Raw genomic sequence first — 21,486 nt, 5'->3', positions numbered from 1 at the left:
CAACCTATGCTTTTAAAGGTTGACATTAACGACGGCGATCGTTAACGGGAATTGGAATTGGCTCTGGCTCTGGCTGAGCTTCTGGCCCCAGCAGAGCATCAATTAGCTTACCAACTAACTCTTTTAGCTTTTCTAGGACTTTGTCAATCAAATCCATTAAACCAGTAGCTCCTTCTAGTTAGCCTACAGCTTTTGCTCCAAAGACAAAAATAGCGGCTAAGTTAACAGAGGGTTTTCTTTACTTGATCATAACCAATGATCAAAAATGATCAAGGCCAGAATTGCAAATCCTTAAAAAGCTGAGTCTTTTAGCAGCGATCGCGTTAGAAGCTTACGCCGCAATTGATCCAGGGCAGTACAAGCGCTAATTCGTTGAATCCAACTCCGCCCCCGGAAGGAGCCAAATTGATATTCGTAGCTCTCTATTTCATCCTGGGGGCCTGCAAGCCCAATATAGACTAAGCCAACAGGTTTAGAGGCAGTACCGCCTCCAGGCCCCGCAATGCCTGTAATGCTGAGTCCCCAAGTCGTGCCTAAGCGCGATCGCACCCCAGCAGCCATTTGCTTAGCGATCGTATGGCTCACCGCTCCGTGCTGTGCTAGGTCTTGCGCGTTCACACCCAACAGCGAAATCTTGGCTTGGTTGTCATAGGAAATGACCCCACCCATGAAATAATTTGAGCTGCCAGGGATGCTGGTAAGCATTTGGCCCAGTCCACCGCCTGTGCAAGATTCAGCTGTACTCAGGGTCTCATGAGCAGTTTGTAAGTACTCGCCTACCACTGACGCTAAGCTGTCTTCATCAGCACCATAATAATCTAATCCACCAATTTGGCGCAGTTGGTGCTCTACAGGTTCGATTAATTGGCGTGCTATTGCTTCCGACTCTGCCCGTGCTGCAATCCGCAACTTCACTTCTCCGTGATTGGCATAAGGCGCGACTGTGGGATTGCCTAAATCCAGAAACGGCGCGACTTTCTCAGCCAGGGCTGATTCAGCAATGCCCCAAAATTTCAGCATGCGGCTGTGAATAATTTCTTGTCCCCAGCCTTGTTGTCGCAGGTAAGGCACTGCCGTTTCTTGCCACATCAACTGCATTTCCGAGGGCACTCCCGGAAAGGTAAGAATCGTCAGGCCTGTGCGGGGTTGCCAGATGACTCCTGGAGCACTGCCTGAGGAATTAGGGAGCACTTCAGCCCCCTCTGGCAACAAAGCTTGCTTCCGGTTGCTCGGAGACATCTGCCGCCCCCGACGCGCATATTTCTGGGTAATATCTTCAAGAATTTCTGGATGCTCGACCAGCGGCACATCAAAGAAGTCGGCTAGCGTCTCGATAGTGAGGTCGTCAGGCGTTGGTCCCAAACCTCCAGTGAGGATGATCAGGCGCGATCGCTCACAGGCAATAGCTAAAACTTTTTTGAGGCGGAGGGGATTATCTCCCACTACAGTCTGATAGTAGTGGGGAATCCCTAGCTGAGCTAACTGCTGCGCTAAAAATTGCGCGTTCGTGTTCAGAATATCTCCCAAGAGCAGCTCAGTGCCAACACAAATCACTTCAGCACTCAGACTCATAGACATTCCTCTATAAAACTTCAGCAGTTAGCCACTATTTTTAGTTGTGATTGGTGCTTAGGCTGAGCACAGCCAAAACCTGCTAGGTGCAAATTTGGTTAACGGGCTCGCGCTTGCTTGCGTACTTGCCAACTGGTGTAACTCAGCAGCGCAGTCGCACCGAAGGCATAAGCAATACCACTGGGCATGCCAGAAACAGCCAGGGCAATACTCCCAACCCACAAAGTTAACGAGTAAATAAATAAAACCGTTAAGCGATGTGAGAGTCCTGCTTGCAACAGCCGATGGTGCAAATGGCGCTTATCAGCCACAAAAGGAGACTTACCACTCCGTAGGCGATCTAAAATTACCGCCGACATATCCAGAATAGGCACGGCCAAAATTAGGTAGGGCAACACGACCGCGACAGTAGTGACACTCTTAACCAAGCCGATGACACCTACCCCAGCGAGGGTGAAACCGATGAAGTAGGCTCCCCCATCACCCATAAAGATCTGAGCGGGATTAAAGTTGTAGCGCAGAAAGCCCAGAGCACCTCCTGCTAAGGCAGCCGCAATTAAGGCAGCAGCGGGTTGGTTCATGAATAAACTTGCAACCAGCATGACTACGGCAGCAATCCCGGAAACTCCTGCCGCTAAGCCATCCAAACCATCAATCCAATTAATTGCATTGGCCATGCCCACCAACCAGATCACGGTGATGGGTAGGCTGATCCAATCGGGTAGAGAAACTAGACCGTCGAAAGGAATAGAGAGAAATTCAATCTGTACACCCACCTTCCAGGCTAAGCCAGCAACAACGGCTTGCACAATTAGGCGGGTCAGGGGCGACAGACCAATTAGGTCATCGGTCAAGCCAATTAAGAAAAAGGCTAAACCACCAATGGTGACTCCCCAAACTTCATATTCTTTGTCAGGGGGAAGCAGACCGAATCCGCCCGTCCACCAAACAATCAGCAGGGCAACGAGGGTGCCTGCGAAAATAGAAACACCTCCCAAGCGAACCATGGGTCGTTGATGAACCTTGCGATCGCCAGGGAGGTCTACTCGTCCACTTTTGAGGCCAATTTTTCTAACAATTGGCGTACTCCAGAGGACGATGAGGGCGGAGACGAGAAATGCAACCAGGTGATAGAGCTGGTATGGCATCAGGAAAATAGAGTAGGGTTCAGCCAAAAGTACTGTCAGGCAGAGTCTACTATATTTCAGCCAGTTACAGGCGAATAAATCCGGACGCCAAGATAAATTTCTATGCCAAAACTGGCACAGGAATGCTCAGATGAGGATAAAGCGGGAATCCAGCGCACAAGGTAGCGACTCGTTGACGGCAAGCCTGGGCGATCGCCTCATCTTCAGGATTTAGCAGTCGATCCGCGATGATGTTGGCAATTTCCGCAAACTCCGTGGTTCCCATACCACGAGTGGTCATGGCAGGGGAGCCGAGTCTGAGACCGCTGGTGACAAACGGTGACTCTGGATCGAAAGGCACCGTATTTTTGTTGGCTGTGATGTTAACCCCACTCACCAACTGGTCTGCTCTTTTGCCAGTCATGCCGATCGAGCGCAAATCTACCAGCATCAGGTGGTTGTCGGTGCCACCTGAAACAATTTTGAAGCCTCGTTGCTGTAGCTGGCTAGCCAAAGCTTGAGCATTTTCAATCACTTGGCCAGAATAAGTTTTGAATTCTGGCTTCAGGGCTTCACCAAACGCCACCGCCTTAGCCGCAATCACATGCTCTAGAGGCCCACCTTGAGTTCCAGGGAAGACCGCCTTATCGAACTTTTTGCCGAGTTCAGGATCGCGGGTCATGATCAATCCACCTCTGGGTCCACGCAGGGTTTTGTGGGTGGTGGTGGTGACAACATCGCAGTAAGGCAGGGGATTCGGATGGTGTCCAGTCGCAACTAATCCAGCAATGTGGGCAATGTCTGCGAGTAAGTAAGCGCCAACTTCATCGGCGATCGCCCGGAATTTATCGAACTGGATAATCCGAGGATAAGCGGAGTAGCCACAGACAATTAATTTAGGCCGATGCTGGAGTGCTAACTCGCGGATTTGGTCGTAGTCCAGTTGCTCAGTTTCTTGGCTGACGCCGTAATGACAAACTTTGAACCACTTGCCAGAAACGTTAACTGGAGAGCCGTGGGTTAAATGGCCACCGTGGGACAAATCCATGCCCATAATGGTGTCGCCTGGTTCTAGCAGAGCCAAGAAAACAGCAAAATTGGCTTGCGCCCCTGAGTGGGGCTGTACGTTAGCGTGAGCGGCACCGAAGAGTTGCTTGATGCGATCGATCGCGAGTTGCTCGATCTGGTCTACATATTCACAACCACCGTAGTAACGTTTTTGGGGCAAACCCTCGGCGTACTTATTGGTTAGCACTGAACCTTGAGCTGCTAGCACGGCGGCAGAGGTAAAGTTTTCACTCGCAATCAGCTCTAAGTGATCACGCTGGCGCTGTAGTTCTTGCTGGACTAAATCAGCAATGTCGGGATCAGTGTTGGCTAGGAAGTCTAAATTAGTTTGAGTCACAGAGCGAACCCCTAGTGAAAGTAATGTCAGAACGGCTGCAAGCTCAGGTTGGCTACCCTTCAGTAGTAATTACTATGGTGCCAGCTTTGGCAATTTTTTCCTGAATCAATAATCATAACTCCGAAGGACAGAGTGAGAAAGGCAGTTTATTAGTTACCAACGCTTGATCCGTCTTGAGGCGTTAGCGATCGCAGGGTATGAAGTGAGGGATCAAGAAGTTTTGGCAAAGTGATGCCAAGAACACTACTAGCTAAAAGTGAGGAGACTAAACTTCAGATTAAGCTCTGTATGCTTTACTCTCATTTCCCCTGGTGACGACTTAAAATACAGGCAGTGGGATCGGGGAACCACCGGAGGTAGCGAATGCTAGTCATCTTGATAGGTGATCAATTACTCTCCCCTCAGCAAGTTTGCCAAAGTTGCCTTTTAGCAGATCGCAGCGGCCAACCTCGTTGGAATCAGGGACGGCTGCGCTGTGGTCACGCGATTCATAAACTGAGCGAGAGCCAACCGGACCAATATGAATGTCAGATGGGTTTTCGCATCGCCAATATCGAATGAGCGCGCAATCTATTAGCTAATGCGCCCAGCTAGTTGCGATCGCCCGCCTACCAGATTCAGTGTTCACTTCAGCCTGCGCGTCTGAACCTTAAGGCGTTGAGTTTTAGCTCAGACAGCACCAGTCAGAGATTGGAGTTGCGTTATCCTGAGCTTAGTAATCATTATCCGACAACTCTTAGGAGCCAAACAATGACTTGGCGCGGATCAACCAGTGTTCCTGATCGCATTTTTGCAGCTTTACCTTACCTACTTCCGCTCATTGATGGATTGCGATTCGGTGAGTTTTTGTTCAGCCAATTTCCCGTCCTCCAGCTGATTTTCCTGCCCATCTTGCCAATTGTTCAAATCTATCAAACCGTTCCCTTTGCAGGTCTCATTGTTTTCTTTGCCTTGTTTTTCCTCGTGGTTAGAAACGAGCGAATTAATCACTTCATTCGCTTCAATACCATGCAGGCTATTTTGATAGATATTGTTTTAATGCTTTGTAGTCTAGTATTACCGTTCTTAGTGAGAGCTATCCCAGTCACTCTAATTGTAGAAACGCTATATAACGTTGTCTTCTTGGGTGTTTTAGCTGCCTTTGTTTACGCAGTCGCTCAATCCCTATTCGGACGTTATGCCGAAATTCCCACTATTTCAGACGCGGTGTATATGCAGGTGCGTTAAGACCTAGGGTTTAACCTGCTATTAGCTGCCGTGCTTACTTGCTTATAGCTTCGCAACTACAAACGTGCCGCTTTCCGCGCGACTACCCAGTTGTCGAGGCTACCAATACCTTCAATTTCTACCCGCACGCGATCGCCTACTTGCAGCGGTCCGACTCCTTCTGGGGTTCCGGTTAGCACCACATCACCTGGAAGTAACGTCATGATCTGGCTGATGTAAGACACCAGTACATCGGGAGTAAAAACCATCTGCTCAATCAAAGCCGATTGGGCAGGTTCTGGGTTTTCATTCACAATGGTTTGCAGCCTTGCTCCTGGGCTCAGTTCCCGGACAATCCAGGGACCCAGAGGACAAAACGTATCAAACCCTTTTGCCCTTGTCCATTGACTGTCTCGGCGTTGCAAGTCTCTAGCAGTGACATCGTTAGCAATGGTATAACCCCAGATTTTGCTCTGGGCTTGCTCTGGGGTGCAGTCTACACAGCGCTCCCCGATGACAACAGCCAACTCTCCTTCGTAATCCACTCTTTCAGTTTGGGAGGGGTAGTTAATTTCTGTCCCTGCTGCGGTAACAGCCGTTGGGGGCTTTAAGAACAGGAGAGGTTCTTTCGGAACTTCTCCTCCCATTTCGGCTGCATGTTTAGCGTAATTCTTGCCTACCGCCACAATCTTAGAAGGGGCACAAGGCGCTAAAAGCTGATAGCTGTCTGGCTTTAGCTCTAGATCAGTGGGTTGCCCTTTTAACCAGGGAGGTGCATCTAGCACCTGTACGCCTCGGTTTAGCTGCAACAAGCCGTAGTAAATTTGGCCTTCAGGTGTTTGAACTCGGACATAGCGCTGTGCCATAGGAGTGACTTGTACCCCGCTGTGTAATCCCTGAGTGTTTATTAAAGCAAGCCAGCTTGGTTAACTATTCAACCTCAGGACGGCTTTTAACACAAATTGCTGAGCAACTATTCAACATTCTGGCCCAAGTCTGAGATAATGGATGATTGTGCATTCAACGCACTCACGTATTTTATGGCACCTGCTCGTCAAGCTTGACCTTTGCGTCATAAGTTTATACAGCAGTTGCTCACCATTCCTTGCTTCTTTAGTTGCCCTTTCGGAGCAGTTTGAGGAAGCCTGACAGTCCACAAGGAGATTTTTGGCATGAGCTACATTTACGAGACAATGTATATTTTGCGTCCTGACTTGGGCGAAGAGCTAACCGATCAGGCAATCAGCAAGTATCAGAATATTTTACGGGAGCAAGGTGCCGAGCTACTGGAAACTCAGCATCGTGGTAAGCGCCGCCTCGCCTACGAAATCAAAAAACAGCGTGAAGGTGTTTACGTGCAAATGAACTACAGTGGCCCCGGTGGCGCGATCGCAGTTCTAGAGAGAGCCATGCGTCTGAGCGAAGAAGTAGTTCGCTACCTCACCGTTAAGCAAGAAGTGACAAATGAAGCAGCTCCCGCTGAAGAAACTGAAGCGTAGTAGGGACAGATTTAGCGGCTTACACACCTAAGCTAAGAGCCTAATCATAAAATCGGGTTCAAGTTCTAAATAAAGACTGGAGAGTTGGACATCATTGACTCTCTAGTCTTTTCCCATATCTACCCAAGCTTTGAATTAGACTGGCTATAAGGCAGTCGCTAATGTCTCTAGATCACTGAGTAGGCCGATGAAGCTTTCCAAAAAGAATTTAGATCAAAAGCTAGATCACGTTTATGACGTCATCATCGTCGGAGGCGGGGTAGGTGGCCTTTCCGCAGCAATCTACTTACAACGCTATCGCCTCTCTTGTCTGGTGATTGAGAAAGGCCGAGGTCGCTCCTTCTGGATGCAAGACCTACGCAATTACTTAGGTTTGCCACCCACCACACCAGGCAGAACATTGCTACAGCAAGGGCAAGAGCACCTGCTATCTCTAGAAGGTGATTACTTAGCGGGTTACGTTGAAGACCTTCAGGATGAAGGCGACACCTTTGCCGTCAAAGTCAAGGTTGGCAAGAAAGACAGCGTCTACCCCGTATTTCGTTCCAAGTACCTGATTGCTGCGAGCGGCATTATTGACCATTTGCCCAAATTTGAAGACATGCAGAATGTATTTGACTACGCGGGCTACAACCTGCACGTCTGTATGATTTGCGATGGCTACGAAATGGCTGATAAGAAATGTGGTCTCTTCGTCGCTTCAGAAGCGGCCATCAACACCGCTTTTGTCTTAAATTGGTTTACTCCCTACATCAGCGTCTTTACGCAGGGCTTGTTTGACGTGAGTCCAGAAATGCGTCAGAAACTTCAAGAGCATGGCTACCCTTTGATTGAAACTCCCATTCAACGCTTTCTGGGCCATGACCACGAAATGAATGGGGTTGAGTTGTCTGATGGTTCAGTGATTGAACTTGAGACAGGCCTGATTGCGATGGGTTCCCATTACCAAAGTGAGTACCTGAAAAACTTGGATTTGGAGTGGAACGGAGGCAATCTAAAAACTGACTCCATGTGCCGCACTACCCACCCTCGCGTTTTTGCCGTGGGGGACTTAAAGGAAGGGTTGAATCAGGTGTCAATTGCGGTCGCAGATGGTACATTAGCTGCAACAGCAATTTGGCGAGACATTCGGCGGCAGTCGAGTCCTCGTATTTGGCAAGACAACTTAGTTGGAGCTGCAAAAACGTGACCCCGATGGATACAGGCAATTTTCAAGAAGTGCAAGCAGAAGTGGCTCATCTGCGTGAAGAATTGCAGATGAGAGACCAACTGGTGCAGCAGTTGTCTCAGGAACTGTTCCGGTTGGTAAAGGGCAATACAGGCTTTATGCCTAGCCCGGAGGCCTCTGAGCGTCATATGACTGAGATTCGGGCCTTACGTGAGCAATTACAGGGTGTAGAGCAGCAAGTTACGTTCTACCAAGAACAGATCACATCACGGGATACAGAGATTTATCAGTTACGGCAGTCGGTGCAAGAACTGACCGATCGCAGCCGTATGTTGGAGCAAGTGGTGCAGGAACTCCCGCGAGTTTACCGAGAAAAGTTTGCTGAGCGCATTGCTCCGGTAAAGGAAAAGCTGGCGATGCTGCAACGAGAAAACCGCCAACTTCACGCTGAGTTGCAAAGCGTCAGCTATCGCTTAGCAGTGAGAACTCGGCGTGCCTCCGGTTTGGATTTGCCTAGCTTTCCTCGACCAGGTTCTGCTACTTTGCCCAACTTTGGCTAATGCGTGAGGTTGTAATTGTAGTAGATGCTGAAATTGATGCATCTAGGCAACCAGTTACATCTCCGTCTACCACTGCAAGAATGGTTGCGGCCTTAAAGCAAGCCATTTTAACTGAAGCGACAGGGTCATCTACAAGCCGATCTCATCTTGACAACTCGGCTCAGTCTATTTCGGTCATTCACAACATCCAAGTTTGCTCAGTGACTCAGCTACTACACCTAGAAGCCATTGTTAACGCTTCGTTACCAGATGTAGGTGTGGGAGCTAAAAAATTTGAGTCTTTACTGTTGTGTCCGTTAACTCTTAATTTACCGAATACTTTTACTTGGGCAAGACAAACCATCTACCAGCAGTGCCGAGACGTTGACGGTTTGCAGCAACTGGTAGAGCAGCAATTGGGATGCTCTATAGGACAAGGTTGCTATTGGCTACCTATTGTCTACACAAAAAAAGGCCCCCTTTATGGGGAGGCCATTACCCTAACGAACGAACAAGTTTTTGAGGAATCCTTCAATACTCCTCCACTTGGCTATTCTCAACCCTGCCATTTGTCTGATGCTTGGCGGCAACAACTCTATGAGTTAGGCTATCGGCTTTTGCAGATGTTATCCGCTCCTCCCGCTACCTACCTGCTCCAATTTGGGTTTCAGGGGCAAGCAATTTGCTTTGATCGACTTTGGCCGTTTCCAGCCGCACCTGCGATCGCGAGTTTGGGTGTGCAAACTCCTGACCTCTTTGCCTGCCATTGGCGCTGCCTTACAGGTCAACCCATCCTAGATTTAGTCGTGCCCGCTTCAGCCCGATACCAAATCTATAGCGGCGAACCGACCTAAGCTGCTACAGGCCCAGAAGTCTTAGACGGCGCTGATTTTGCTGCAACTAGCTTCATCACCGGGGGCAGTTCAGCAAATAAAGTTTCAATTTCTTCCACAATCTCGAAGACTTGGTCGAGCTGAGTGATTTCAAGGATCAGCTTCACCGAAGCCTGCAAATTACAAATAATCAGGCGGCAATTACACTCGTTTGCAGTGTTGAGTCCGGTAATTAATGCCACTAATCCAGAACTGTCAATAAATTCAACGTCGGTCAGATCGAGGATCCAGCAGCTATGACGCTCGGATGCGATCGCCGCGATTTGGCGTTGTAGGGCTACACTACCTTCAAGGTCTAAACGGCCCTGAGGTTGAAGTACTACTGTTCTGCTTAGTTTTTGATCAGTCATAGTCCTAGCACGGTGAATGGCATCTGGAATGACAGAACTGCACTTGCAAGCAAGCATGGCTCTGGGACTTAAACCCTGAAACTATTACCTAGAAGGACAAGCTGAGAAACCTCAGCTATGTTTGTATGATTCCTAGAAAGGTATTAGCCTGCCCTCAATATAGAAGTCTCAACTCTCAGAAGCTCAGTAATTTCCCGTAACTTTGCTGAATCTTCATCTCTATTTCCGGTTTGATGAAATTTTAGCCTTGAAGCTTTCGCCGCTAGCCTACGTAGCTATCTCAGCATCTAATTGCTGGCTTACTAAACTTGCTGGCTCACTAGGCTAGCGGGACCACTGCTGGAGGATGTAAGTGTAGAAGCGATCGCGATCAACTTGAGTCATCATGCGGATTTTGCGGCCTCCGGGGGATAGTTGGGTGCGGCCTTGGCTGGGTCCGGTGGTGGCGATCGCCGTTTCGACTTCTTGGAGCTCATAGAATTCTGGATGAGCCAGATAAGCTGTCGCGAGGACATCCCAGAAGTAGTAATCCTGCGGAATCACTAAGGCGTAGCATTGCCCGGCGAAGTCGGAGAGTCGATATTTGCGTTGCTTGGCGAGACGGTGAGCAAACTCTGAGGTGACAGGCACTTGATTGGTGATGTCTAAGGAACACAGCACGATGGGAATATTGCTGCGCCAAACGCGATCGACAGCAATCGGGTCCCAGTAAGCATTCCATTCGGCTGAGCCGTCCTGACCCGGTTCGATCGATTTCTCCACGTTGCCTGGCACGTGTACCGCACCGCCCATCCAGACAATCTCCTTGATTTTGGCTTCGATGTCTGGAGCAGTATCTAGGGCGATCGCGACTGTGGTTAATGGCCCTGTGACCAACAGCGTTACTGGTTCTGGAGCCTCCTTCAGCGATCGCACCATAAAGGCCTGTCCTGACTCGGGTACTAAAGGCGTTTGGATGGTTTCTGCCTCATTCAAAATGGGCAAGTGATCTACAATCCACGAATCTCGCCGATAGAGGCGGGGAAAGGGATTGATGCCTCGGACTGTACTGACTGCCACCGGAACTTCCTCCCGACCCGCCAGATCGATAATTTTGCGCGTAGCACTAACGGCAGGCTGAATGTAGCAATCGGCTGGTGTCACCACGACTCCTAAAGGGTGTAGGTGCCCCATCGTCATCAGTAGCAGGGTTGACAGATAATCATCAACGCCTCCATCGTGATCCAGCAAAACTAAGGGTTTAAACATCCTGGTTCTTAGTGGATAAACGACTCAACAATCGCTGATTTCTGTCTCATCGGTATTCTCTCCATCAGCATTCTCCGCATTGGCATTTTCTTCATCGGCATAAAAGCGATAGAAAACATAGCCATCTTCAAACGGACGCTCATCTAAGACGTGGTGAATCACACCTTGCTCGATCAAGCTTTGGCCTAGCCGAATCGCTGCCTCACGGGTACAGTTTTGGGTTTGCACAAACCACTCCACCGCTTCGGCTCCTGTGAAGCAGGCAGGATAAAGATTCAGACGATAGCGACGGTCTTGAATTTTGAGTCCTGCTGGCCCTCGTATCGTTGTGATTAAGGTGTCCAGATCTGAGTGGCTGGAGTCGTCAAGGGCGAGCATGGTGACAGCAGCTCCAGTAAATCCATCGGTGGATTCAGGCAAAGTGGAAATGGGGCGATCGCTAGATTTATTTCCGTTTGAGATTGATCGCTGGGGTTTCCAGGACGGGAACGGCGGTGGTTGCAACGAGGCCAACAACTGCTTGAGTTCGGGCGATCGCACATGCAGATCTCGCTGCGGAAACGGAATTTCAATCTCATTGCGGCGCAGCGAAGCTTCAATGCGGTAGTAAATATCGCTTTTGACTCGAAACTGTTTTTTCGGCTCTCCAGTCCACACCAGCAACTCAAAGTTCAAAGAATTGTCGCCAAAGCCTTGAAACCAAACTTCGGGCTGCGGTTTCACCAACACCTCGGGATGGCTCTTGGCCGCCTCCAAGAGCGCTGCCTGCACCTGCTCGATGTCTGAGCCGTAGGCAACTCCTACAGCCAGCTTCAATCGCGAAACTGGATCACCGTGGCTCCAATTGATTACCTCACTCTCCAAGAAACGAGAGTTGGGCACAATAATCGTTACTTGGTCGAAGGTACTAATCTCTGTGCTCCGGGCCCCAATCCGTTTCACCGTGCCCAATAGCTCATTGACTTTAATCAGATCGCCGACTTGGATCGGTCGCTCTAACGTGATGATCAGACCACTGATGAAGTTGTTGGTGATGTTCTGAACGCCGAAGCCAATCCCCACCCCCAGGACGCTGGCCAGAATGGCTAAAGAACGGACATCTAAACCCCAGATTTGCAGCAGCACAATCAAGCCTAAGAAGGTCATGACGTACTGGGTTAAGACAGCGAGCAGTTCTTGCACTCGTGGTTCAGCGCCCGTCCGAGCGAGGACGTAGAACCGAAACAGGCGAGTTAGGCCGCTGACGGCAAACCACAATCCTGATGTAAAGGCTAGGAGCAACAACAGTTGCAGCGCTGAATAGTTACTCTCGCCTAAGCTGACCACAGGCACGGTCAAGAAATTAAACAGACGATAGCGCCAACTGCGAGCTTCAGGAAAGAGATCTGTCACGTACCAGGCCACCGCAGTCCAAAGCCCTGCCTGCAAGCCGATTAAGGCTAAGTGCAGCAACAATTTAGCAGGCTGCTCCCAAGGATGGAGAGACGAAGCAGGATGCCCTAGATGCCGAGCTAACTGCCGGACTAAGAAACGTTCACCCACCCATAAAATTAGCTGGATGGCGATCGCGCCTAACAACACAACTGAGCTAAATACCAAAGCTTGCTGAAAATAAGCAGAACCACGCTCTAGCTGGCCTTGCCGTACTGCCGCCTCAATCAAACGGCTCCAAAATCGGCCTTGACTGACTGGGTTCGTGCCTTGCAACACATCCCGCTCGGTGACGGTAAGCAAGGTGCGATCGTTGGGTTGGCTACGAATAATAGTTTGTTGATTTTCTTCGGCTACCTCAATCACGGCGGGTTGAGGAGAGCGCACTTCCTGCTCTAGCGCCGCATTGACGATCGCTGCCCGCTCCAAGGCAGTGAAATTGCCAAAATTACCAACTTGAAACAACACCCGACCATCGAGCACCACAGGGGATTGGGCAGCTCGGTTACTAGAGCTGGTCTGAGCCAACCCTGAGCTGGGGATGAATGTGAGCCAGAGCGTTAGCCAGCAGGTCAGCAACCCTAACCACAGCCAACCCCAGCGCCGTTGCACCCGCCGCGATCGCCCATCGTGCCATACGAGCCGTCGCCGCCATCCTTGCCACGCTCGTTGCAGCCTTGAGTCATGCGATCGCAGGCAGCAAAACGTAGGCTTCGGAGCAGTCATCAGAGAATCCTCACGAATTAGGAGCAGGACGAGTGGGGGCAGGGGTTTCTGGGACTTGGGGCCGCGATCGCTCTAGCAACGTGCTGACTAAGCCCCAAGCTCCTACTCCCATCAACAACAGCACAATACCGCCGATCAGCCAAATTACCATCGTGTTTTTGTGCAGAGCGCTGGGCTGTTGGTCAAAATGAGTGCGCTCTCGGTTCAGAGCGGTGGCGTTGGGGTCACCTTCCCCCATGACCGTAGCGATAATTTTGTAGGGTCCGATGCGAATGGTATCTTTACTAGAAAATGGATGACTGCCGGGACGAATCGCCCGACCATTCAGAAAGGTACCGTTAGCACTGCGATCGGTGATATAAAGCTGAGAGTTCGCGACTGTGATCAGGGTGTGAAAGCGCGAAACTTCTTTGTGGGCTAACTCTAGATGGGAGATTGGTTTGTCGCCCAGATTTTCTGGCATTTGGTCCCGTTCTCGACCAATTGCGATCGGCGCAGCGAGCAATGGTTGCTGCACCTCTCCAGTTGCTGTGTCTTCCCAAACTAGTTGTACATACACAGACTCATCAGTAGACATGGCACGCCTTCTAGCAGCTAGTTCCTACTACTTCACCACCTTGGATTTGTGGGGTTGTTGGACTAGGCAAAGGCCACCGCAAACAACCCAAATCAACAAAGCTAACGGGTGGAATACTACTTGATTACCGTCGGTATGATAAACCATCGAGCCTGAAATGCGCATTGGAACAGGAAAGCGATCATTGCCCAGTGGACTAAGCATGGGTAACTCGATTGAAACTTTTTCCGCAGAAAACTTTCAATTTACTAGCGGCAGGTTACTAGCAACGACTTTGAGGCACAGGGCATAGCATGGGCTTAAATCTTTTACGGTTACTGCAATCACCGAACCCTGACAAACCCCTCGGCGGACGTTATAAAGTCCTGAGCAAGTTGGGAGCAGGAGGTTTTGGGCAGACGTTTCTGGCAGAAGATATGCATTTGCCCGACCATCCTTGCTGCGTGGTCAAGCAACTGAAACCTCAAGTCACCGATGCCAGCAGCCTGCAAACAGCTAGACGGTTGTTTGATACCGAGGCCAAAGTGCTCTACCAGCTTGGCAGCCATGACCAAATTCCTCGGCTCATGGCTCACTTCGAGGAAGACCAAGAGTTTTATTTGGTGCAAGAGTTTATTGATGGGGCATCCCTTTCCGAGGAGCTAATTGCTGGACAGCCTTGGCCCGAAGCGCGAGTCTTGGCATTGTTACAAGATATTTTGCACGCGCTTGCCTTTGTGCATGAGCAGAATGTAATTCACCGCGACATTAAGCCACCTAATCTGATGCGTCGCCGTCAGGATGGCAAAATCGTGCTGATTGATTTTGGTGCGGTAAAACAGGTGAGTACCCAAATCGTCACTGCGAAGTCTGGACATACGAATCTCACCATTTCGATTGGCACTCAGGGCTACATGCCCAATGAGCAACTAGGCGGCAACCCTCGCTTCAGTAGCGACCTTTATGCAGTCGGGATGATCGGCATTCAAGCGCTCACAGGCGTTCATCCTCGGCATCTCAGTGAAGACGTCAAGACTGGAGAAATTCAATGGCGCGACCGTGCTACTCATGCGACTCCTGAGTTGGCAGACCTTCTCGATCGCATGGTGCGGTACGACTTCCGGGCACGCTACACGACGGCAAGCGACGCCTTGGCCGCGTTACAAGCTTTACCTGCTGAATTATTAGCCGCGATCGCTGTCTCTGCCCCCAGCCCTAACCCGATCGCTGAAAATACAGCAGATGTAGATACAGATTTAGATACAGTTGCCATCCCAGCCCAATCGACACCCCCTACAGTTACCGCTCCTACCGTAGCTGTAGCAGGTCCGCCTGCGAATCAGCCTGTTCATGCTGCGAGTAATCTACTACCTTCGACTACAGCACTCCCAGAGACACAACCTTCTCCCTCGGCTAGAAGTTCCATACCTACGGCTGTTTTACCGAGTGCCACCCAGAGCCAAAGCGTGAAGCCCAAAGCGATTTTGGCAGTTTTAGTAGCGATCGCCGCCACCTTCTTGGTTGCCAAAGCTTTGTTTACCGCTAAGCCTGCTACACAGACCGCCTCTACTTCAGCCACCACCGCCCAACCTGCTTCCTCTCCCTCCGCCAACCCCACTCCTGCTGCGACTCCAGCCCCCTCTGCTCCCGCCACCGCTCCTCAAGCCGCATCCCCAACCCCTGCTGCGGCACCGATTCCCACCGCTCCCAGTGCCGCCCCCGCTCAACCTCCGATCGCCCCGCTCTTGGCACAAGCGGATGGTTTGCGTAGCGCCAATCAGCCAGAGAAAGCTTTGGCTCTGTATGACCAAGCGATCGCCCAAGATTCAACCAACGCCGCTGCCCAATGGGGCCGTTGCTACAGCTTGAACCAATTGCAGCGGCCCGGAGAAGCCATTACTGCTTGTGACAAAGCGCTAGCAAGTAATCCTAAATCTCCAGAAGCTTTGTGGAGTAAGGGTTATGCTCTAGATCAGCTCAAGCGCCATTCGGAAGCGATCGCCCTCTATGACCAAGCGATCGCCCTGAAACCCAACTTTGCAGAAGCTTGGAGCAACAAAGGATCGGCACTACTGCTACTAGATCGGCCTGATGAAGCAGTTGCAGCCTATGACCAAGCCACCACATTGAAACCTGACTTAGCTGAAGCTTGGAATAATCGCGGTGTAGCGCTTTGGAGCTTGCGGCGCTTTGATGAAGCGGTGACCTCAATTGATAAAGCCATCCAGATCAAGCCAGATTATCCAGACGCCATTCAAGTACGGCAAAAAATGCGACAAAAGTTAGGGCGCTAAACAAGCTAAACATACAGGAGCACCTTTTCTCAGGACTATTTACTGGTACAAGTTGTTTAGGTATTCGTTATCCTGATTTAGAACCGACCTGAACGGCAGGCTGGATGGTTAAGCCTATCCAAATATTCGTTTAGCTACTTTTAAAACTTATTTCATTAAACTTGATCTCATTCATGCGCACTAGTACAGAAATTTCTACAGAAATTGAGGAGAAGTTTGGATTTGTTCCACCTTTTTTCTCACCTGCGTTAGCAACTCCAGCAATCTTAGAAAACCTTTGGCAGCAAACTCTCGCAGCCTATATCGAAAATCCCTTACCCGCATTATTTAAGGAAAAACTTTCAGGTTATCTTTCCCGCTTCTGTCCAGTTCCGTATTGCCTAATCTGCCATAGTTGCTCGCTTTATGCACTGGGCATGCAAGCGCCAGAAATTCTAGCTTTTCTTGAATTAGCGCCTCCCAACCAACAAGAGATCGATCGCCATCTCAATCGGCTAGCGGCACAAGCAGACGTAGCGCAGCTTTTCTCAGAGTTGAACTCAACTCTGAGTGAAAGTCTTTTGTGCTGTGCCATCTTTATCGCGTTACAAGCAGACCGTGCCGAAGATTGCCGTCGAGAACTGCGCCAGCTTTTAGGCAATGAGAATTATCACTATCTTGTCACCTTCATTGCTTACATCAAGACTAGCCATGAATGGATGAAAGCTCACCCGGATGTCACCTATGAAGCTGACAGACGCTTTCAAGAAAATTTTGCGACTTTGGTTGAGCAAGAGCCTCGGCTAGCAGATTTTTTCAATACTTATTGGCTAAGAGTTCAGCAGGAGTTGTTAGGCGGGGGGGGCTGGATGCAACCCCAAGCAACCAACGCGGCTGAAGTGGATAGAGAGGCGGCAATGGCGATCGCCAATGTCAACTTTGCTCAGGCGATCAACTCTGCCTCGGATGGCATCTTATTGAGCGATCCTAACCAGAACGATAATCCAATTATTTACACCAATCCTGCTTTCTCTCGAATTACGGGCTACTCTGCCACAGAAGCTTTGGGTCGTAACTGCCGCTTTTTGCAAGGCGAAGGCACTGCCCCCAACACAGTCGCTCAGATTCGCCAGGCGATCGCACAACGCCGAGAGATCCAAACCACGATCCTGAACTACCGCAAAGATGGCCAGCCTTTCTGGAATCAACTCAGAATTTCTCCAGTGTGCACCAAGGGCGGTGAACTACTTTACTTTGTTGGCCTCCAAGCAGACATTACCGAGCGCGAGCAAACGGAAGAACAAATTCGCGAACATGCGTTGCTCTTTAACCATTCCCAGGATGCCATTCTGGTTTTAGATCTAGAAAACCGCATTCTCTTTTGGAACAGTGGTGCAACTCGCTTGTTTGGTTGGGCAGCCAATGAAGCGATCGGACATTACCTGGATGAATTGCTATTTGACGAACTGGGTCCAAGCCTCCAATCTGCTCAAAAAGCGGTGAATCAACAGGGAGAGTGGCAAGGTGAGTTGTGTCAACGCACAAAAGACGGCAGGCAGGTAACGGTTGAGAGTCGTTGGTCTTTAATTCGGCAAAACCAGATCCCTAAATCAATCTTGATCGTCAATACTGACATCACGCAGAGAAAACAAGCAGAGAGTCAACGCTTACGGACTCAGCGCTTCGAGGGCATCAGCACCGTGACTAAGGGACTGGCCCATGATCTCAACAATGCGCTCGCACCCATTTTGATGGCAGTCCAACTGCTCTCTCAAAAGCTGCAAGATGAACAGAGCCAGCAACTCCTGGTGATGTTAGAGAAGAATGCCAAACGGAGTGCTAGTTTGCTGCAACAGGTACTAGATTTTGTCCGGGGAATTGAGGGCGAAAAGCGAACCATTGACGTGAACCAATTAATTTCAGGGGTTGAGCAAACTCTTAAACAACAGTTTCCCCGGAATATCCTAATTCGGACTAACCTAGCGGTTACAGACCTTTGGCTGATTACGGGAGACGCTGAGCAACTGCATCAAGCCCTAATCTGTCTCTGTGATAACGCTCAAGATGCCATGCCCAACGGTGGTATTCTCCGCCTAGTTGCAGACAACCTTTGGATTGATCCGAGTAATATTTGGGCGCACCCAGTCTCTAAGCCTGGTCCCTATGTAGTGATTACGGTGGCTGATACGGGGCTGGGGATTTCTGGAGAAAACCTCCACCGTATTTTTGACCCCTTCTTCACCACCAAAGCCTTTGGTCAAGGCACAGGTTTAGGGTTATCAACAGTAGTAGGCATTATCAAAGGGCATGGAGGAGCCGTAGATGTATCCAGTGCTGTCGGTAAAGGGTCACAATTCAAGGTGTATTTGCCTGGCATTCCTCGTCCTACCCCCGGCAATAATTCACCCCTACTCAGCACCGAAAGTAGCTTAATTTTGGTGGTTGAGGGCAATTCAGATGCTCGTGAGATGAGCAAAACCCTGCTGGAGAGTTGTGGTTATCAGGTTTTAACGGCAGGTGATGGCATTGAAGCGATCGCCCTCTATGCTCATCACTGGTCTGAGATTTGCTTAGTGGTGATCGATATGGCCGTTCCAGAACTCGATGGCCCCACCGTGATTCAGGCATTGCACAAAATCAACTCGCAGGTTTGGGTTGTTGTCAGCACTGACAAGCCACTCCCTGATCTCGTCAGTACTGAGCTAAGAAGCAATATTAAGGCCGTGCTCAATCAGCCTTACACGCATGAGGAACTGACGAACACGCTACAGACCATTTTTAGGCGCTAAGTGCCTTCCGATCTAAGTTTGGGTGCTTGCTGTAAATTACCTAGGTTGAACAAGAAGGGGACGTTATTTCCCTTGTCACCCATGACTAACACTTCAGGCATTTGAGAGCCACCCTGTCGCCAAGCTTCGATCGCTTCTTTTTGAAGCACGAGCTGGCCTCCTTCCGCTTTGAGAGTTTCGGCTAGTAGGCGTTGGGCTTCGGCTCGGCCTCGCGCCCGGTTGATGTCTGCTTGGGCTTCTTGCTCGGCTTCTTGCGCCACATATACAGCTCGCTGTGCCCGTTGCTCCGCGATCTGCTTTTCCTCTACGGCTCTGGCAAACTCTGGTGAGAAGGTAAGATCTACCACGCTCGTATCGATCACCAAAATGCCGTACTTTTCCAATCGCTGACCCAGGGCTGTGTCGAAGTCTTCTTTGAGGTCATTGCGCTTGGTAATAGCTTCTTCGACTGTTCTTCTCGCTGCCGCAATCTTGAAGGATTCTTGAGTTTGCGGCGCAATGATTTTGGAGACAATGTTTGCCAAGGTGCCTTGCTTACGCCGAATCTCCACTACTTCGGCTGGATCAATCCGAAAGTTGATGGCAAAGCGGGCCGATAAGTCTTGCAGATCCCGCGTAGAGCTTTGGGCAGGCACTTCAAATTTCTGTACCGTTAGGTCGTAGATCGCCACTTGGGAAACCAGAGGCGGTTTGAAGTGCAATCCTTCTTCGAGTACTCCATCTTTGGCCTTACCCAAAATGCTCAGTACTCCTGCTTCACCAGGATTGATGACAATAAAAGAATTGAAACTGACTAAGACTAAAACTGTAGCGATAATCCCTAGCACCAGTGATTGCCAGGTCTGAAAATATTGGCTTTTCAAAGCTGTATTGGCTATTAGTAGCCTTGAGTGCGATCGCCCCTATTATAGTGAGCCTCAAAAGATCCTGTGGATGATTCACTCCAGCAGTGACAACTAAGAAAATTCTGAGCGCTACAAATACTGACGTTCTTGAGCCAGCAACGCCTGTTTACGTTCTAAGCCCCAACGAAAACCACCCAGCGAACCATCACTTCGCACCACTCGATGGCATGGCACCACCAGCGCTACCGGATTAGTTGCACAAGCCCGCGCCACTGCCCGCACTGCTTGTGGTTGCCCCATCATTTCGGCCACTTGTGAGTAGGAGCGAGTGTCACCGTAGTTAATGGAACGCAGAATCTGCCAAACGCGCCACTGAAACGCTGTGGCTGGGATATCCAAAGGTAAATCTAGGCGCGGTTCCTGCCCTACTAAGTGTCTCAGAAGTGATGCACTCCAAGCTTGCAGATGTGAATCATCTGCATGAATGTTAGCCGCAGGAAAATCTTGGCGTAAGGCAGCTACCAGCTTCTCCTGTGAGTCACCCAGCGCAACGGAACACAAACCTTTTGGCGTGGCCGCAACCAGCAGTAACCCCAACGAGCAGGACGCAGTACTAAAGCACACTTGTGCTCCTTTACCCCAACGCTGGTCAGTTGCTGGAGTCAGGCCCAACTCCAAAGATGATTGTTCCTCTAGAGCAGGAGTTAGACTGCAACCCGCATCAAAGCCTACATTTAACACTGATTCACCTGTTGGCAGTTTTGTTAGCGATCGCCTTCCACAACTTGGCGATCACCCCTAATCATAGTTCTCCTCAAACAATTCCTGTAGCTTGCTCTATAGCTTTGCGATCGCCTTCACAAGAGCCAAAACAACAACCAAGCTTAGAACTCACGATATAGACTCGGATTGAATAAAAGCACCTTACGATGAAAGACTTTGATTTTTTTGCGAGTATTGGGCTCTTCTAGCCAAACGGATCAGAAATGGGGAAAAAATATTTACTATTTTTCTGAATTTAACTTTTGGAGTATCCCAACTTCGCCTCGACAAAACTACATTCAAAGATTCTGTGAAAAATTCTTTAGAACTTTCTAACAATCTTTTCTTCGGCAACTCAAGATTTATGCAAAACTCTTCACTGACTCTATTTGTAGGTTGCCATGCAGCAGCAACATCAAACTTTGTTCTCACATTCATATTGTGAGCGGTCATTAACCACAAAGGAGTTGTAAACACATGATAAACCTTATAGTTTGAGATTTGATCATGACCATACTTCAAGACAGTTTCAAAATTCTTATGATCCTCAATCAAGGTGTAGCATGGTGCAGTTAGCCACTCTCGCAGAAAAGCCTTTTGCTCTTTTAATTGATATAAATAGCCAAAGGGAAAATTAATAAACTCAGAATCTTGCTCCCGAAACTGATTTTGTATAGTGGAAATAAATTTTCGGGATACAGCATCGTCACTATCCAGGTTAGTAGTGATAATGTGTGTAGTTGTTTTTAAAGTTTTTTCAGAGATCGCCGCTTTCAACTCACTCAGACAATTTTCTTTGCTACTGATATAGACAGGTAGAATTTCAATATTAGAATGAGAGCAATAACTTTGAATTCGTTCTCTGAACATGCTTGGCAATTCAGCGTCCAGAAGTATTAGCCAAGTGAACTTTTTTTCTGTTTGTGCCTTAACAGATGGATAGCAAGTTTTCTCAAAAATATCTAATCTGTATTTTAAGAAATCTATGTTATTTCGCTCTTGCTGCGATCGCGGTTTGGAGATATTCCAATCTATATTGATTCGTGTAATCAAAAAATGCTGAAAACTGCTCATTGTTTCAAAGCTCCAAAGTTTAG

The 21,486-nt window shown here is 49.3% G+C and carries 21 protein-coding genes; 9 read left to right on the top strand and 12 right to left on the bottom strand.

Annotated features, from left to right (window positions below; genetic code table 11):
- Window positions 1-25 precede the first annotated feature (25 nt).
- From H6F68_RS29000 to glyA, 4 genes are all read right to left on the bottom strand, one after another.
- On the bottom strand, window positions 26-157 hold the full coding sequence (locus H6F68_RS29000) for a DNA topoisomerase I (RefSeq protein WP_199295979.1): 132 nt from the start codon (window positions 155-157) through the stop codon (window positions 26-28).
- A gap of 134 nt (window positions 158-291) precedes the next feature.
- Complete coding sequence (locus H6F68_RS11760) at window positions 292-1,572, bottom strand: competence/damage-inducible protein A (RefSeq protein WP_199300047.1); 1,281 nt, start codon at window positions 1,570-1,572, stop codon at window positions 292-294.
- Between the two features lie 98 nt (window positions 1,573-1,670).
- A complete protein-coding gene (locus H6F68_RS11755; RefSeq protein WP_190436417.1) occupies window positions 1,671-2,720 on the bottom strand; it encodes a glycosyltransferase family 4 protein in 1,050 nt (349 codons plus the stop codon).
- Between the two features lie 100 nt (window positions 2,721-2,820).
- Window positions 2,821-4,104, bottom strand: a complete 1,284-nt coding sequence (glyA, locus tag H6F68_RS11750; protein ID WP_190553513.1) for a serine hydroxymethyltransferase — start codon at window positions 4,102-4,104, stop codon at window positions 2,821-2,823.
- A 363-nt stretch (window positions 4,105-4,467) separates the two neighbouring features.
- Between glyA and H6F68_RS11745 the strand changes: the two genes are divergently transcribed.
- Together H6F68_RS11745 and H6F68_RS11740 are read left to right on the top strand one after the other, a co-directional pair.
- Complete coding sequence (locus tag H6F68_RS11745; protein WP_190553512.1) at window positions 4,468-4,665, top strand: hypothetical protein; 198 nt, start codon at window positions 4,468-4,470, stop codon at window positions 4,663-4,665.
- Window positions 4,666-4,854: 189 nt separating this feature from the next.
- Window positions 4,855-5,331 (top strand): Tic20 family protein, encoded by a 477-nt coding sequence (locus H6F68_RS11740; RefSeq protein WP_190436355.1) that lies wholly within the window; start codon window positions 4,855-4,857, stop codon window positions 5,329-5,331.
- Between the two features lie 56 nt (window positions 5,332-5,387).
- Here the strand turns inward: H6F68_RS11740 and H6F68_RS11735 are convergent, their stop codons facing one another.
- Entirely contained in the window at window positions 5,388-6,176 is a 789-nt protein-coding gene (locus H6F68_RS11735) for a fumarylacetoacetate hydrolase family protein (RefSeq protein WP_190559197.1), read from the bottom strand.
- Window positions 6,177-6,482: 306 nt separating this feature from the next.
- On the opposite strand from H6F68_RS11735, the gene rpsF reads away from it, so the two are divergent.
- The 4 genes from rpsF (at window position 6,483) to H6F68_RS11715 (ending at window position 9,370) form a co-directional block, all read left to right on the top strand.
- Window positions 6,483-6,809 carry a 30S ribosomal protein S6 gene (gene rpsF / locus H6F68_RS11730; RefSeq protein ID WP_190559195.1) on the top strand — a complete coding sequence of 109 codons (327 nt, stop codon included), beginning with the start codon at window positions 6,483-6,485 and terminating at the stop codon, window positions 6,807-6,809.
- A gap of 187 nt (window positions 6,810-6,996) precedes the next feature.
- Window positions 6,997-7,998: an NAD(P)/FAD-dependent oxidoreductase gene (locus H6F68_RS11725; RefSeq protein ID WP_190553509.1), complete on the top strand. Its 1,002-nt coding sequence runs from the start codon at window positions 6,997-6,999 to the stop codon at window positions 7,996-7,998.
- Window positions 7,999-8,003: 5 nt separating this feature from the next.
- The gene (locus H6F68_RS11720) at window positions 8,004-8,537 is read left to right on the top strand and encodes an Npun_F5560 family protein (protein WP_190436414.1); all 534 of its coding nucleotides are present in this window, start codon (window positions 8,004-8,006) and stop codon (window positions 8,535-8,537) included.
- Entirely contained in the window at window positions 8,537-9,370 is an 834-nt protein-coding gene (locus H6F68_RS11715; protein ID WP_190559193.1) for a hypothetical protein, read from the top strand. Before H6F68_RS11720 ends, H6F68_RS11715 begins: the two co-directional genes overlap by 1 nt.
- On the opposite strand, the gene H6F68_RS11710 is transcribed toward H6F68_RS11715, so the two are convergent.
- The 4 genes from H6F68_RS11710 to H6F68_RS11695 all read right to left on the bottom strand — a co-directional run bounded on the left by H6F68_RS11710 (window position 9,367) and on the right by H6F68_RS11695 (window position 13,741).
- The gene (locus H6F68_RS11710) at window positions 9,367-9,759 is read right to left on the bottom strand and encodes an STAS domain-containing protein (RefSeq protein WP_190559191.1); all 393 of its coding nucleotides are present in this window, start codon (window positions 9,757-9,759) and stop codon (window positions 9,367-9,369) included. The two genes, H6F68_RS11715 and H6F68_RS11710, sit on opposite strands and share 4 nt — an antisense overlap.
- 324 nt (window positions 9,760-10,083) lie before the next feature.
- Window positions 10,084-11,007 carry a nucleoside hydrolase gene (locus tag H6F68_RS11705; protein WP_190559189.1) on the bottom strand — a complete coding sequence of 308 codons (924 nt, stop codon included), beginning with the start codon at window positions 11,005-11,007 and terminating at the stop codon, window positions 10,084-10,086.
- A gap of 24 nt (window positions 11,008-11,031) precedes the next feature.
- The gene (locus H6F68_RS11700; protein ID WP_190559187.1) at window positions 11,032-13,164 is read right to left on the bottom strand and encodes a mechanosensitive ion channel domain-containing protein; all 2,133 of its coding nucleotides are present in this window, start codon (window positions 13,162-13,164) and stop codon (window positions 11,032-11,034) included.
- Window positions 13,165-13,174: 10 nt separating this feature from the next.
- Window positions 13,175-13,741 carry an FHA domain-containing protein gene (locus H6F68_RS11695; RefSeq protein WP_190553504.1) on the bottom strand — a complete coding sequence of 189 codons (567 nt, stop codon included), beginning with the start codon at window positions 13,739-13,741 and terminating at the stop codon, window positions 13,175-13,177.
- 293 nt (window positions 13,742-14,034) lie between these two features.
- Here H6F68_RS11695 and H6F68_RS11690 point away from each other — a divergent pair, with 293 nt between their 5' ends.
- Window positions 14,035-16,014: a protein kinase domain-containing protein gene (locus H6F68_RS11690; protein ID WP_190559185.1), complete on the top strand. Its 1,980-nt coding sequence runs from the start codon at window positions 14,035-14,037 to the stop codon at window positions 16,012-16,014.
- Between the two features lie 173 nt (window positions 16,015-16,187).
- Window positions 16,188-18,782 (top strand): PAS domain S-box protein, encoded by a 2,595-nt coding sequence (locus tag H6F68_RS11685; protein WP_190559182.1) that lies wholly within the window; start codon window positions 16,188-16,190, stop codon window positions 18,780-18,782.
- Here the strand turns inward: H6F68_RS11685 and H6F68_RS11680 are convergent.
- Both H6F68_RS11680 and H6F68_RS11675 read right to left on the bottom strand, forming a co-directional pair.
- Window positions 18,779-19,609, bottom strand: coding sequence for a prohibitin family protein (locus H6F68_RS11680; RefSeq protein ID WP_313930090.1), 831 nt, complete (start codon window positions 19,607-19,609; stop codon window positions 18,779-18,781). The genes H6F68_RS11685 and H6F68_RS11680 overlap by 4 nt on opposite strands.
- 147 nt (window positions 19,610-19,756) lie before the next feature.
- Window positions 19,757-20,305, bottom strand: a complete 549-nt coding sequence (locus H6F68_RS11675; protein WP_190559178.1) for a methylated-DNA--[protein]-cysteine S-methyltransferase — start codon at window positions 20,303-20,305, stop codon at window positions 19,757-19,759.
- A gap of 2 nt (window positions 20,306-20,307) precedes the next feature.
- Between H6F68_RS11675 and H6F68_RS11670 the strand changes: the two genes are divergently transcribed.
- Entirely contained in the window at window positions 20,308-20,529 is a 222-nt protein-coding gene (locus H6F68_RS11670; RefSeq protein ID WP_190559176.1) for a hypothetical protein, read from the top strand.
- 22 nt (window positions 20,530-20,551) lie between these two features.
- On the opposite strand, the gene H6F68_RS11665 is transcribed toward H6F68_RS11670, so the two are convergent.
- Window positions 20,552-21,463 carry a glycosyltransferase gene (locus H6F68_RS11665; RefSeq protein ID WP_190559174.1) on the bottom strand — a complete coding sequence of 304 codons (912 nt, stop codon included), beginning with the start codon at window positions 21,461-21,463 and terminating at the stop codon, window positions 20,552-20,554.
- Window positions 21,464-21,486 lie beyond the last annotated feature (23 nt).

It is taken from the genome of Trichocoleus sp. FACHB-262 (assembly GCF_014696035.1).
Taxonomy (GTDB): domain Bacteria; phylum Cyanobacteriota; class Cyanobacteriia; order FACHB-46; family FACHB-46; genus Trichocoleus.
Note: the sequence above shows the minus strand (reverse complement) of the source record. Positions and strands in the feature narration are given on the sequence as shown.

Coding starts and splice junctions, on each gene's coding strand:
- H6F68_RS29000 (WP_199295979.1), bottom strand. CDS start 157: ATGGATTTGATTGACAAAGTCCTAGAAAAGCTAAAAGAGTTAGTTGGT.
- H6F68_RS11760 (WP_199300047.1), bottom strand. CDS start 1,572: ATGAGTCTGAGTGCTGAAGTGATTTGTGTTGGCACTGAGCTGCTCTTG.
- H6F68_RS11755 (WP_190436417.1), bottom strand. CDS start 2,720: ATGCCATACCAGCTCTATCACCTGGTTGCATTTCTCGTCTCCGCCCTC.
- H6F68_RS11745 (WP_190553512.1), top strand. CDS start 4,468: ATGCTAGTCATCTTGATAGGTGATCAATTACTCTCCCCTCAGCAAGTT.
- H6F68_RS11740 (WP_190436355.1), top strand. CDS start 4,855: ATGACTTGGCGCGGATCAACCAGTGTTCCTGATCGCATTTTTGCAGCT.
- H6F68_RS11735 (WP_190559197.1), bottom strand. CDS start 6,176: ATGGCACAGCGCTATGTCCGAGTTCAAACACCTGAAGGCCAAATTTAC.
- rpsF (WP_190559195.1), top strand. CDS start 6,483: ATGAGCTACATTTACGAGACAATGTATATTTTGCGTCCTGACTTGGGC.
- H6F68_RS11725 (WP_190553509.1), top strand. CDS start 6,997: ATGAAGCTTTCCAAAAAGAATTTAGATCAAAAGCTAGATCACGTTTAT.
- H6F68_RS11720 (WP_190436414.1), top strand. CDS start 8,004: ATGGATACAGGCAATTTTCAAGAAGTGCAAGCAGAAGTGGCTCATCTG.
- H6F68_RS11715 (WP_190559193.1), top strand. CDS start 8,537: ATGCGTGAGGTTGTAATTGTAGTAGATGCTGAAATTGATGCATCTAGG.
- H6F68_RS11710 (WP_190559191.1), bottom strand. CDS start 9,759: ATGACTGATCAAAAACTAAGCAGAACAGTAGTACTTCAACCTCAGGGC.
- H6F68_RS11705 (WP_190559189.1), bottom strand. CDS start 11,007: ATGTTTAAACCCTTAGTTTTGCTGGATCACGATGGAGGCGTTGATGAT.
- H6F68_RS11700 (WP_190559187.1), bottom strand. CDS start 13,164: ATGACTGCTCCGAAGCCTACGTTTTGCTGCCTGCGATCGCATGACTCA.
- H6F68_RS11695 (WP_190553504.1), bottom strand. CDS start 13,741: ATGTCTACTGATGAGTCTGTGTATGTACAACTAGTTTGGGAAGACACA.
- H6F68_RS11690 (WP_190559185.1), top strand. CDS start 14,035: ATGGGCTTAAATCTTTTACGGTTACTGCAATCACCGAACCCTGACAAA.
- H6F68_RS11685 (WP_190559182.1), top strand. CDS start 16,188: ATGCGCACTAGTACAGAAATTTCTACAGAAATTGAGGAGAAGTTTGGA.
- H6F68_RS11670 (WP_190559176.1), top strand. CDS start 20,308: ATGATTGTTCCTCTAGAGCAGGAGTTAGACTGCAACCCGCATCAAAGC.
- H6F68_RS11665 (WP_190559174.1), bottom strand. CDS start 21,463: ATGAGCAGTTTTCAGCATTTTTTGATTACACGAATCAATATAGATTGG.